Annotated in this window: 10 protein-coding genes; 6 read left to right on the top strand and 4 right to left on the bottom strand. The window is 45.1% G+C overall.

Translation table 11 applies throughout. The features are described from left to right. Together QUB33_RS21835 and QUB33_RS21830 are read right to left on the bottom strand one after the other, a co-directional pair. Positions 1–2,310 (bottom strand): nSTAND1 domain-containing NTPase (locus QUB33_RS21835; RefSeq protein WP_333354121.1); only part of this gene is annotated, 2,310 nt, incomplete at its 3' end. Positions 2,311–2,497: 187 nt separating this feature from the next. Continuing rightward, a complete protein-coding gene (locus QUB33_RS21830) occupies positions 2,498–2,923 on the bottom strand; it encodes a DNA methyltransferase (RefSeq protein WP_333354118.1) in 426 nt (141 codons plus the stop codon). 170 nt (positions 2,924–3,093) lie between these two features. On the opposite strand from QUB33_RS21830, the gene ribBA reads away from it, so the two are divergent. The 4 genes from ribBA (at position 3,094) to QUB33_RS21810 (ending at position 8,853) form a co-directional block, all read left to right on the top strand. Continuing rightward, positions 3,094–4,809, top strand: coding sequence for a bifunctional 3,4-dihydroxy-2-butanone-4-phosphate synthase/GTP cyclohydrolase II (gene ribBA, locus QUB33_RS21825; RefSeq protein WP_333354115.1), 1,716 nt, complete (start codon positions 3,094–3,096; stop codon positions 4,807–4,809). Between the two features lie 267 nt (positions 4,810–5,076). Then, positions 5,077–5,532, top strand: a complete 456-nt coding sequence (locus tag QUB33_RS21820) for an HAD domain-containing protein (RefSeq protein ID WP_333354112.1) — start codon at positions 5,077–5,079, stop codon at positions 5,530–5,532. A 48-nt stretch (positions 5,533–5,580) separates the two neighbouring features. After that, positions 5,581–6,996 (top strand): pentapeptide repeat-containing protein, encoded by a 1,416-nt coding sequence (locus tag QUB33_RS21815; RefSeq protein ID WP_333354109.1) that lies wholly within the window; start codon positions 5,581–5,583, stop codon positions 6,994–6,996. Positions 6,997–7,119: 123 nt separating this feature from the next. Continuing rightward, entirely contained in the window at positions 7,120–8,853 is a 1,734-nt protein-coding gene (locus QUB33_RS21810; RefSeq protein ID WP_190662648.1) for an ATP-binding protein, read from the top strand. A gap of 76 nt (positions 8,854–8,929) precedes the next feature. Here the strand turns inward: QUB33_RS21810 and QUB33_RS21805 are convergent, their stop codons facing one another. After that, on the bottom strand, positions 8,930–9,538 hold the full coding sequence (locus QUB33_RS21805; RefSeq protein ID WP_333354106.1) for an OmpA family protein: 609 nt from the start codon (positions 9,536–9,538) through the stop codon (positions 8,930–8,932). 79 nt (positions 9,539–9,617) lie between these two features. Further along, positions 9,618–10,316, bottom strand: coding sequence for a hypothetical protein (locus QUB33_RS21800; RefSeq protein WP_333354103.1), 699 nt, complete (start codon positions 10,314–10,316; stop codon positions 9,618–9,620). Positions 10,317–11,219: 903 nt separating this feature from the next. Here QUB33_RS21800 and QUB33_RS21795 point away from each other — a divergent pair. Both QUB33_RS21795 and QUB33_RS21790 read left to right on the top strand, forming a co-directional pair. Beyond that, positions 11,220–12,224, top strand: a complete 1,005-nt coding sequence (locus QUB33_RS21795; RefSeq protein WP_190662649.1) for an RNA polymerase sigma factor, RpoD/SigA family — start codon at positions 11,220–11,222, stop codon at positions 12,222–12,224. Positions 12,225–12,690: 466 nt separating this feature from the next. After that, positions 12,691–13,188 carry a hypothetical protein gene (locus tag QUB33_RS21790; RefSeq protein WP_333354100.1) on the top strand — a complete coding sequence of 166 codons (498 nt, stop codon included), beginning with the start codon at positions 12,691–12,693 and terminating at the stop codon, positions 13,186–13,188. Positions 13,189–13,317 lie beyond the last annotated feature (129 nt).

The following is a 13,317-nucleotide window of genomic DNA, read 5'->3' as shown; positions in this document are numbered from 1 at the left end:
CCACAGTTTGATGGTCTTGTCACCGCTGGCGGAAGCCAAAGTCTTGCCATCTGGACTAAATGCGACGCTATAGACCCAATCGCTATGGTCTTCTAAACGGTGTTCCTTCACTCCATAAACTGCTTTTCGCAAAGCAGTCAAAACTTGCATTGAAGGTTGAGCTTTTGTGCGTTTAATTGGTATGGCTGCTCCTAAACTTGCTATAAGTGCATCGAACTCTTGATTTTTATTAAAAAGTTCGTTTGAATACAGACTGAGAGCATCACTTTGACCTAACTGAACTCTTTGTACTTGCCACGACTGCCAATTAGCAAAAATAGCCAAACTAGAAACAACGATAAAAGCACCAGACACTCCAAAAGTAGTAAATTGCCGCCTACGTTTTTGCTTCCGAACGCTAACCTGAATAAAATCTCGTTCCTCCTGCGTCATTTCACCGGCGCGTTTACGCAACCACTCTGCTGCCACATTTAACGGTACACCTTGCAACAACGCCCCAGAGTCATGGTTGTTATTTTTCCACTCCCCCAGGGCCACTTTCAGCCGTTCTTGCCAAGTCCGAAAATCACGGTTAGCATTTATCCACTCGCGCAAAGTTCCCCATTCCCGAATCAGCGCTTCATGCACCACTTCTACTGTATCTTCCGGTTCTTGCCGGCCTGTGACTACCAAACGCGCTTGATATCCTGCTAAATAACTGACCAAATTCCAGTTATCTTCCCCCACTTCCGCACGAGTCGCAACGCGCCTGGTATCTTCTGTTCCTTCCCCCGGACGCACTAATTGCACAAAGATACGTTGTGCCTGTTTTTTCTCGGTTTCGCTCAGTTGTTGGTAAACTTGTTCGGCATGATTGGCAATGGCTTTTTTCACCCCGCCAATTTCTTCATAAGCTTGGTGAGTTAACTCTCGGTTTTGCTGCTTTTCCCACAAACGAGTTAGTGCAAATTCTAATAAGGGTAAATTTCCCGGTTCTTCCCCCACATCATCAAGAATGCGTTGGGTTAATTGAGCCTCTAACTGTACTGCCAATTTTTGAGCCGGCAATTCAATGGTTTGTTGTAATTCCTCCCGTTTCATGGAACTAAGCAATTGTGGTGTAAATTCCTGCAAAGCATCCCGAAACGGACGATAGGAAAGCACATAACCGTAAAAGTCAGCGCGTAACGTCAAAACTAATGTAATGTTTTGTTGAGTAATCGCCGTTAGCAACTCATTAACAAAACGTTCCTGTTCTTCCTTCACCTGACAAAGGGTGTACAGTTCCTCAAATTGGTCGGCAACTAACAACAACCGTTTACCTGGGTTACGCTCTAAAATGCGAGATACAACTTGCTGTAAAGTGATTCTCCCATTTTGTAAGTCGTCGGCTAATCCTACCGCTTCCCGCAATTGTTGAGTTTCACCCGCTTCTGGTTCTAATTGCCGCACTAAGGCAGAAGCCAAAGGCAAAAACGGTTCTTTTCCGGGACGAAATGATTCAATTAACCAATTTCCTTCTTTTCGCAATTTGGGAATTAAGCCCGCATACACCACAGAAGATTTACCACTTCCACTTGGCCCAACGACAGCTACCAAGGGCTGCTTGTGGGTTACTTCCACTAAGTTATTGACAAATTTTTCTTGCCCAAAAAAGAAGTCTGCATCTTCTTCTTTAAATGCAGACAATCCTTGGTAAGGGTTAGGCGGAATCACATCTTCAAAAGCAATTATACCGTCATCAATCGGAGCATCTATTAAGTTCTTTTTCTTAAAAACCGGAGTTTCATGCTCTAGGAAAATCATCATCTGCGAACGCCCTAAATCGTAGGCTTCTTCCACTTCATACCCAGCGGCAATCCCATCATAAAATGCCACCGCAAAAGCAACTGCTGCTTTATCACCCACGGCTCTATTCATGCCAACTACATAATTAACGTATTGGCTAATTGCATCAGCTTGTACTTCCGAATAACAAGCATTGAGAATTACGCACTCTACCCCTTTTTTGGCAAATAATTTAAACATACTGGCGAGGGCATTTGTCTGCACTAGCGCCATTTTTCCAGTATCATCTTCTAGGACAATTCCATCTTCTCCCGCACCATGTCCGCAAAAGTGAACAATATTCGGTTGATAATCTAAGATAGCTCGGTAAAAATCACGGGAACGCACGGCCCATTTTTGTTCTAATTTATACAGTTCTCGTTTGTTTGCCCGTCGCAATCCTTCGTCAATTTCCCGTATTTCTTGATCCAATCGCAAGGGAGCCGTATTTTTGGGATTAGCTGCCAGAATTAAAATTGTTTTGACCGGGGCGTTGGTACTCATAAGACAAAGGAATGATAGGATAATTTTTCAACAAGCTAGACGGCTCTCCTGAGTTTTAGGTGATAATAAAAATAAAACTTCCCGTGGTACAGACCAGAAAGCTTGCGTGAGCGAGACTACCGTTTTTACCACAAATCCAGAATAGCTCTTTATCCAAATTAAATGTATACTTATCAGGATTTTTTACCTACCAGAGAAACTTTTCCTTGCGGGGTGAAAAGAACTTGCTGCCCGCAACTCCCGCGCCGTAATTCCAGACAACTTCTTGAATCAGATAAAAAGGCACTTTGTCCCAAAGCAGATAGGAAATCGGAATTGCTTTTGCCCGATCGCGAATTGACAAATAACCTAAATTCAGCCAAAAAGCTCCTCGATCGAACGTTACCCGGTAAACCTCGGCTATCCACTGCTCGCACCAGTTTAAATACTCATCTAACAGCAAGAATTTTTCATACTCTTTGCCAATATTATAAGGAGGGCTGGTAACAGTTAGAGCTACAAATTCCTCTGGCAACAGCTTCAATGCTTCCAAACAATCCATGTTATAAATTAAGCAATTAGGAGCTTGGAAGTACGGTTTACTTAAAATATTCGCGATCTCAGTCAAGCTCATGAAATATTGGGGAGATATTTTGTTGACAAGATGCAATAATTATAGTAAGTGACTTTAAAAAGATTGTCAAACTCATCTGGACTGGGGAATCGCCCTGTCGGAAACAAAAGGTTACAATCACAAATACATTCTATTTCCATAACATTACTGTTTATAGCTTGAACTCCTCAGTGACAAATAACAACACCTCAACTCAATCCTTTCAATTTGACTCAATTGACAGCGCCCTCGTAGACCTCAAAGCAGGTCGCATGGTGGTAGTAGTCGATGACGAAAATCGCGAAAACGAAGGCGACGTGATTTGTGCTGCCCAATTCGCCACCCCCGACAACATCAATTTCATGGCCGTGAACGCGCGGGGTTTGATTTGTCTGGCATTGAGTGGCGAAAGGCTCGATCGCCTGGAACTGCCCCTCATGGTCAGCAAAAACACTGACAACAACCAAACTGCCTTCACCGTCAGCATCGATGCAGTCAACGGCGTCAGTACCGGTATCTCCGCCGAAGACCGGGCGCGCACCATTCAAGTAGCCATCCACCCGGATACAAAACCTCAAGACTTGCGCCGTCCCGGTCACATTTTCCCCCTGCGGGCGATCGACGGTGGCGTCCTCAAACGCGCCGGTCACACCGAGGCCTCGGTTGACCTCGCCAGACTCGCTGGCCTGTATCCCAGCGGCGTGATCTGCGAAATTCAAAACCCCGACGGTTCGATGGCGAGGTTGCCCGAATTAATCGAGTACGCCAAAACCCACAACCTTAAAATAATCAGTATTGCTGACTTAATTAGCTACCGGCTCAAGCACGATCGATTCGTCCGCCGCGAAACCGTCGCCAAATTGCCCACTCAATTCGGCGAGTTTATGATTTACGCCTACCGCGACACCCAAGACAATTCAGAACACGTTGCTATTGTCAAGGGCGACCCGGCAGAATTTAAAGACAAACCCGTGATGGTGCGGGTGCATTCCGAATGCCTGACCGGCGATGCTTTGGGCTCCCTGCGCTGCGACTGCCGAATGCAATTGCAAGCAGCACTGAAAATGATCGAAAATGTCGGTTCTGGCGTCATAGTTTACTTGCGCCAAGAAGGTCGGGGCATTGGATTGGTAAATAAACTAAAAGCTTACTCGCTGCAAGATTTGGGATTGGATACAGTCGAAGCCAACGAACGGTTGGGATTTCCCGCCGACTTGCGGAACTACGGCGTCGGAGCACAAATGCTCAACGATTTGGGAGTTAAAAAAATTCGGTTGATTACCAACAACCCGCGCAAAATAGCAGGTTTGAAAGGTTACGGGATTGAAGTAGCCGATCGCGTCCCCTTACTGATTGAAGCCACAGATTACAACTCGATCTATCTGGCAACAAAAGCCGAAAAACTCGGTCATATGCTACTGCAAACTTATTTAGTAACAGTGGCAATTCAGTGGGACGAAACGAAGGAAGAAGGTAGAAGCCAGAAAGCAGAAGGAAAAGAGGAAGATTCTGCAATCCAAAATCGGTACGAACACCTCGAAAAACTGCGGCATTTGGCGGCTAGCCAGCACTTGCTACTGCAAGAAGAAGCGCGGCCAGTGGGAATAGCCCTTTTCGGAGAAGGCTCCCTCATCGTTCACCTCGGCTTCGATCAACCCGGAGTCGCAGCCCCCGACTGGTACTCGGATGTAAACCATCCTTACGTCAAGGCGATCGGCCAAATTTTGGGCGAAATCAGCACTGAGCCGAATTTGCAAACATTAGAATTCATGGTTTCCTCCGGTGGAGATCCGCTCAAAACCCTGCAAGTTCAGCTCGATCGCGAAACATTCCTTTTGTCGGAATTAACCGGAATTTGCGATCGGCTCGAACCTCAAAAAATCTACAGTTTTGCTCCTCTTGCCTGAAGGCAGAAGGTAGAAGCCTTCCCCCCTACCCCAGCAGGGGGGAAGGCCGAAGCCAAGAAAAACTGTGAATTTCAGAACAATACTTGTTGATACCAGCATCTTCCTTTCGTCAGAAAGCAGCCACCAATAAAAACAGTGAATAACAATGTTGATTTCTGTCTAACAAGTGGATTCAGGGAACACTTAAGAGATCAGCGTGGTAGATGCTTATTTATATTATTAACCCGTATTAATAGTCATTAAATCATTCCATAGGAATTTTAGTTAATGTTAATTTTTTTAGACATTGATGGTGTACTGATTCCTGACAGAAGACATGAAACATCGAGTGGGCAAGCAGATCTAATGAAATTTAATTCAGCTTGCCTTAATCACTTTGAAAATGTCCTTCGTTCCTATCCTGATGCACGAGTAGTAATTTCATCTTCCTGGCGTGAAATATTCCCCTTCGAGGTAATCCCGCCATTATTTTCACCAGATATCGCTATCCGTATTATCGGATTCACCCCTTTTCTCAACCCCAAAAATATTCACCTACACAAATATTTACGACACCAGGAAGTTCTTGAGTATCTTCGACAAAATCAAGCAGAAAACTCACCTTGGGTAGCCATTGACGATATTCCAGAACACTATCCGCCAGATGCGCCAGTTGTGGCTATTGATGATTACAATGGTTTTGACCAGAACTCAGCAAAGGTACTTTCAGAATATCTAACTTGATTTCAAAGGTTAGGAAAAAAGTATCGGAATAGAGAGGGTGAATTTGACATGGACATGAACGTTGGTGACTTTCTGCACCGACTCGACCTCAGGGGACAAGCACTTAAAGGCACCAACCTCGGCGGTGCGGAACTCCGGGGAGCCAACCTCAGAGGCACCGATCTCCGAGAAACTAACCTCAGCGGCGCTATGCTCAGGTATGCAGACCTGATTGAAGCCGACCTCAGCGGCGCCAATCTCAGCGGGGCGGATTTAGCTGAATCATTTCTTAATTTAGCTAACCTCACTAGAGCTGATTTGACTGGTGCTGTCCTCCGAGAAGCTAATCTCGTAGGAGCCGAATTCACGGGCGCCAACCTCAAACAAGCAAGTTTGATCAAGGCTAATTTAGTTGGAGCAAATCTCCACGAAGCCAACTTAACCAGAGCCAACCTCAGTGGGGCCGATTTGCGCGGTTCTCAGTTGAGCGGCGCCATTTTAGACAAGGCGGTATACAACAACCGGACTATCTTTCCCGAGGATATCGATCCGGGTGCAATGGGAGCATTTTTGCTAACTCCCAATGCTTCGCTCCCTGGCTTAAATCTGGCTATGGTAGATTTGACCGAAGCCGATTTAAAAGGAGCCGATTTGCGGCGGACAAACTTATACAAAGCTATTTTATTTGGCGCAAAACTCGATCGGGCCAACTTAGCGGGAGCCAACCTCAGCGCAGCGGACTTGAGGGAAGCTAGTTTGAGCGGCACAATTTTGGAGAAAGCTGTTTACAGCAACAAAACATTGTTTTCAGAAGGCATTGACCCCGCTCTGGGCGGAGCTTATTTAATTGCTCCCAATGTATCGCTGCAAGGGGTAAACTTAACCGGAGCCGACTTAAACGGGTCAGATTTAAGCGGAGCTAATTTGAGCGGTTCTAACTTAAGTTCGGTTAATCTCAAAAATGCAGACTTCAGCAGAGCTAGCTTAAAAAAAGCTTACCTCAAAGGTGCAAACTTGGAGCAAACAGATTTGAGAGGAGCCGATTTAAGCGGCGCAATTTTACACCAAGTAAACTTGAGTTCTGCTGACCTCCGGGGTGTAGACTTAACAAGGGCTGACCTCAGCGGCGCTAATTTAAGCGATGCCGATTTGAGGGAGACAGATTTCACGGGAGCTACTTTGCTGTTCGCTAACTTGAGCGGGGCAGACTTGAGAGGTGTAGACTTGACAAAAGCTGACCTCAGTGGCGCTAACTTAACCGAAGCTGACCTCCGAAAAGCAGATTTGATGAGAGTAAATTTGGAGGGAGCAGATTTAACTGAGGCCGACTTGAGCGATGCTCATTTATTCCGAGTTAATCTCAGAGGTGCTAACCTGAAAGGTACTAACCTCAAAGGCGCAAGTTTAAAAGCGGTATTTTTGACCGATGCTTATTTGAGCGAAACCGATTTGGTCAATATAGATCTGAGTCCGAGTTTTTTTTGAAGTGCCACTAGGATCGGAATGGTAATTAGTTGACTGTTAACAATCGAAAATCTAAAATAAAAAATCGCCCATCGAAAATTGCTCGATTATTAACAATCTAAAATCTAAAATCTAAAATCTAAAATGGATCGACCGTTAGGCTCTGTTATTCAAGGTTCCCTGAGCAAGGGATTAGAAGTGCGACTGCACGCCGATGTTTCGGTGGAAGATATGAGGGTGGGGAAATTTCTAGTAGTGCGGGGGGTGCGATCGCACTTTTTCTGTATGCTCACCGACGTGTCTCTCGGAACTTCTAGCGCCCGCATTTTATCGAATCCTCCCAATCCCGACGACGATTTTCTTCTCGCAGTGCTAGCCGGTAGCAGCACCTACGGTACGATCGAACTGTCGCCGATGTTGATGTTGACTGCTGAACGAGAAAAACAGCAGGCAATTTTCGACCCTACGAAAAACGGCGGAGTCCGCGAGAATAAGCTGGCGTTAGGAAATTTGGCTTCTTTTGAGTCACAAACCGGTGCGGATATTGAGTTGCTGCCGGTTAAAACTATTCCCAGCCACTTTTCCCAGGTGTTTGATGCCAAAGAAACTGATTTTCGGGCAGTTTTTGGCTGGGAAGATGATCCGTACCGCCGCAATTTTGCGATCGGCAAACCGATTGACATGGACGTTGCTGTGTGCTTGGATTTAGACCGATTTGTGGAACGCAGCAACGGAGTTTTTGGCAAGTCGGGAACGGGAAAATCTTTTCTGACGCGCTTGCTATTGTCGGGAATTATTCGCAAGCAAGCTGCTGTCAATCTAATTTTTGATATGCACTCGGAGTACGGGTGGGAAGCAGTTTCGGAAGGGAAAAAGTTCAGCACTGTTAAAGGTTTGCGACAGTTGTTTCCCGATAAAATTCAGATTTATACCCTCGATCCGGAATCGACCAAACGCCGGGGAGTCCGCGACGCTCAAGAGTTATTTTTGAGTTTCGATGAAATAGAAGTGGAAGACATCGCTTTGGTACAGCGCGAGTTGAATTTGTCGGAAGCTAGTATCGAAAATGCGATTATTTTGCGAAACGAGTTGGGCAGCAGTTGGATCAATAAGTTGCTGGAAATGAGCAATGAAGATATTTCAATGTTTTGCGAAGAGAAGCGGGGAAATAAATCTTCAATTATGGCTTTGCAGCGAAAATTAGAGCGGTTGAACGATTTGAAATATATTCGGAAACGCTGTCCGAAAAATTATGTGACTGAAGTTTTGCAGTGTTTGGATGGCGGGAAGAATGTAGTAATTGAGTTCGGTTCGCACTCGGATTTGCTGTCGTATATGTTGGCGGCAAACGTGATTACTCGCCGCATTCACGGATCTTACGTGCGAAAAGCTGAGAAGTTTTTGCAGAGCAAAAATCCGTGCGATCGCCCGCAGCCGTTGGTGATTACCATTGAGGAAGCTCACCGCTTTCTCGATCCGGCGATCGTGCGATCGACTATTTTCGGTACGATCGCCCGAGAAATGCGAAAATACTTTGTCACCCTGCTGATTGTAGACCAGCGTCCTTCCGGCATCGACGCCGAAGTCATGTCGCAAGTGGGAACGCGCATTACTGCTTTGCTAAACGATGATAAAGACATTGAGGCTATTTTTACCGGCGTTTCGGGAGGGCAGAGTTTGCGTTCAGTTTTGGCAAAACTCGACTCCAAACAGCAAGCATTAGTTTTGGGACACGCCGTACCCATGCCCGTAGTCGTGCAAACTCGCCCTTATGACGAGCAATTCTACAGAGAAATTGGGGATATTGACTGGCAAGAAATGCCCGATGAACAAGTATTTGCCGAGGCAGAATCTGCTAAAATGGATTTGGGATTTTAACAACAGATTAAACCATTATAAAATCGCTTTTTATCAGCGTTAATCTGCGTGCATCTGCGGTTAAAAAATCTAATTTCTATGTTTTAATAATTAATTCAACGCGGCGGTTTTTCTCCCTTCCCACCGGGTTGTCTGAGCCGTCTAAATTTTTATTAGGAAAAATCGGTTTAGTTTTGCCGTACCCTTTGGTTTGCATTCGGGTATTCTGCACCTTGAAAACGTTGATAAAATAATATTTTACCGCTGCGGCTCGCTTCTGGGAAAGTTCGAGATTATAGGAATCTTCCCCGTGGTTGTCAGTGTGTCCGTTAATGAATATTTGGGCGTTTTTGTAATGTCTCAGCAGCAGATTTATCTTGCTGAGAGTGGGTTTAGCTTGGGCGCGGACGTTATATTGGTCAAAATCAAATAAAATAGTTTCTGGCACATTAATTCTGATGCCTTCAGGTACTTTTTCGGCGTTCAACTCTGTTTCAATATTTTTAACAGTCTCGGTTGTTATTTGAGTTGGTAGCTGCTCCTCTGTCGCAGTTTGATTAGCGGTGATATTCTCAATTTTTACTGTAGTCTGAGCAATAATTTCAACTTTTACTGTAGTAGGAGTAATTGGTACTACTTCTAAGGTTGTAACTGCTGTTGATTCTGACTCAACAGTATCGACTTTTGCGGATTTACTGGCAGCCACATCAGAGGATGAGGTCGCGAAAAGCAATGATGAGATTATCGTAGTATTAATTAGTCTAATTAGCTGGGTCATTTCTCAATTACCGATTAATTGGAATATTGTCGAATAGGGCAATAGATTTACTCGCATAATTGATAGTGGAATATATCCGCAAATTATCTGCTTTCGGTTGTAACCAACCTACGAATACAAACTGCCCTTTGAGCGTAGTGCCTGGTTTAATCATAATTTGGGTATTATTGGAGGGAGGTAATAAATTATATCGTTGGTTATAGTTGTCGTAGAGATACATACTATTTTCACCATTAAGTATTACAACTTCCTTGCTACCATTTGTAATCACCATAGTCACTATAATGCTATCTTCACCAAAGGTAATTTTTGTCAGCCGTCTCCATAGTTGTTTATCGATAACGCGCAGGTCGTAAGTTTGTGCAGGTGGCATAGAGTTTGTAGTTTTCTGGGCAACCTCTAAACTCGTTTGACTCGGAATTGGTGTGGAAATTTGAGTTTTTTGTGCTATTGGTGTTTGAGTAGGCGGTGGAATCGGTGGAGTCTGAATTGGCGTAGGAGTTGGATTATTGGGTGCGGGCGATGCGACGGGTTCTTGTGCTATTGGTGTTTGAACGGCAGGTGAAATTGATGGAGTTTGAATTGGCGTAGGAGTTGGGGTATTGGGTGCGGACGAAGCGGCGGGTGCTTGTGCCAATGGGTTTTGCACACAGGCGACACACACCAGCGATAGTAATGCTAATTGTGGGAAATTTTTAGCTTTCATTGCTGCACCCGATCGAGCTTTTGTGATAATTTTAATAGAGAGTGGTAGCTTTTGTTGCGGGTTTAATCTAGCCTTGAGAATTAGATGAGCTACAAAGTGCGTGAAGCGTAGCTATCCCGTAGGGAATCGCCCTTAAAATCTCTTTAATTAGAAATTACGATCGAACGTCAAAAAAATTAGGCCCCAGCTTTCAGTCAGAAGCTTTTACCCTTTCACCCCCTCACCCCTCATCCCTAACTGCCCAAAATTTGCCTAAGCTTAAACATGGAGATGATGGAGCCTCGCAGCACAATGAAAGTCAAACAGGGCAACAGCCAGCCTTTATACACCTTGTCGTTACTCGTAGGCGAATTGGATTAACATATTTAAATAAAAATGTCAATAAATATTTTAAACAGTTACTCGCCTCTAATACGGCGATCGAGTTCGGTTATCTCGCATCCCAGCATCTAGGCAGCGAGAAAATTTCAAGCGATGATGGAACAGAGAGCAAAACAAAGCCCTCGAATTGCATGAGTCTGTTTGCATGAGTATTGTGAAGTTGAGTAGCAGTTAGAACTAACAGGGAATTCAAAACCTTAAGGAAAAATGTAGAATCTTGACCTTAAGACAGAGGTTTTTACCCTTTACGATCCTCAAAATTGGGAATAATATTGAGAAAACTAAACTCTTGCTCCACTTCGCCTTGAACTAGCCGTTAAAGCTAGAGAGCTACCGGAAATCGACGGGGATTACTGAAAAATTCAGCACAAAAGTAATCCCAAACAAAAAGCTTCTACCGATCGTCACCGATAAACAGGAGGGGAAACATCCCCTTTGTCGCAGTCTTTATCCCACTTGCAAAAGTGGGACAGGGTATCACCAACTTTTTATCTGTTGTTACAAGGAGTGCAATACTCACCCATGTCCACCATAACCCCCAAAAACAAAACAGTGAAAGCCGATCGCATGGGCAGCCGGCCATACTCCTCAACGGATACGGTTCGTACCTATCTGCACGAGATCGGTCGCGTACCTCTGCTAACCCGAGAAGAAGAAATTGTTTTCGGGAAGCAGGTGCAGCAAATGATGAAATTAATCGAAGCAAAACAAGCACTTGCTAAAGAATGGCAGCGGGATCTGACGGATCAAGAGTGGGCTGCCGAAATGGAGTTGACCGAACCCGAACTTAGCCGGATCTTACACATAGGGCGGCGCGCCAAGCAAAAGATGATTGAAGCGAATTTGCGGCTAGTAGTCGCGATCGCCAAAAAATACCAGAAACGCAATATGGAATTCTTGGATTTAATCCAAGAAGGCACCCTCGGTTTAGAACGAGGAGTTGAAAAATTTGACCCGATGCGGGGATACAAATTTTCTACCTATGCCTACTGGTGGATTCGGCAAGCAATTACCCGCGCGATCGCCCAACACGCCCGCACAATTCGATTGCCAATTCACATCACCGAAAAACTCAACAAAATCAAAAAAGTGCAGCGGGAACTTACCCAGCAGTTGGGCCGGTCTCCCTCCCCCGGAGAAATTGCCGCGGCCTTGGAACTGCACCCTTCCCAAATTCGGGAATACCTGCTGATGGCAAGACATCCAGTTTCTTTGGACTTGCGGGTAGGAGACAACCAAGATACCGAACTGCAAGAACTCTTAGAAGACGAAACTGCATCTCCCGACAACTACATTACCTCGGAATTGCTGCGGCAAGACCTCGATACTTTGATATCAGAACTGACCCCCCAGCAGCGAGATGTGATAATTCTGCGCTTCGGTTTGGAAGACGGCACAGAAATGTCTCTGGCGAAAGTGGGAGAACGCCTCAATCTCAGCCGGGAACGGGTGCGGCAGCTAGAACATCAAGCCCTCGCCCACCTGCGCCGCCGCCAATCTCAAGTCCGAGAATACTTGGCTAGTTAGTCACTAAAAAAGTTGAGATTGTGGGAAATCTCAACTTTTTTTACGTCTATACCAGTTTGAAAAAAGAATGTAACTGTAAGTCGGTGATTCACACAATTAGAGGCAATAGGTCATTCCCAATTATTCCATTCTTTAATCTAAAACAGGACTTACGCACTATCGAGCTTAAATCAAGGTTTTGAGATTGCTTCACTACGTTGTCTTCGGACAGAAAATCGTAGTATATGCGTCCAGGACTATAAAATTTAAAATCTAAAATGGTATTATTTGACGGGTCGATCGCCCGATCGGGGCGGACGCAAAATTTGTCAAAACTAATCTTACATTTAAGTTCAGGAACCGGGCGGGCGATCGTTGCTTCAAGTTAATAGCCAACATTAAGCCAGATACCCGGTTTCTCTACGAGCTTTTTGAAACTGGTACAAGAGGCGCTTGGAACCAGCTATTTTAAATTTTGGGGTCTGGAGTGGTTTTGACTTATTTGATATTGACAGGAAGTTTAGAAGCGATCGCGATCGTGCTTGCTCTCTCGCCCGGTAACTTGAGCATCGCATTCCCCGCACGCCGCGCACAGGACTCGGACATCAAATCCGGCGTTTTAACCTCGCAATCTCCCCCAAATCCTGCGCCAGATACAGCTAGCACAGGTTTAGCAGATGGCATTTACCTCTACGGTCAGTCGAGCAAGCCAGAGGAACTTAAACAAGAATATTTTGTATTTGAAATGCGGCAGAGTAAGGTAGTCGGCGCTTTTTACCTGCCTCGGTCTGCTTTTTACTGTTTTTACGGCACAAGCGATCGAACTCAGTTAAATTTAACAGTAGTGGACAGTTACGACGGCAGTCGCTCTCCCTACTCGGTAAACCTGGAACAGTATTACCCAATTTCCACCATCAGCCAGAACGATCGGCGCATCTTGGGTACTTGCAAAGAATCTCACAAACAGCAGGTGTGGGAAAAGTAGGAAACTCGCGCTGCGCCACAAGTCAATCGATTTTAGATTTTAGATTTTAGATTTTAGATTTTAGAATTGAAGAAAGCAACCCCACTGATACATCGGGGGCCCCCGGACCAAATTGCTTTCGCTCAGGGT

This window comes from Microcoleus sp. B3-A4 (assembly GCF_036705385.1).
Classification (GTDB): Bacteria; Cyanobacteriota; Cyanobacteriia; order Cyanobacteriales; family Microcoleaceae; genus Microcoleus.
This window is presented reverse-complemented; position numbering and strand designations above follow the sequence as displayed.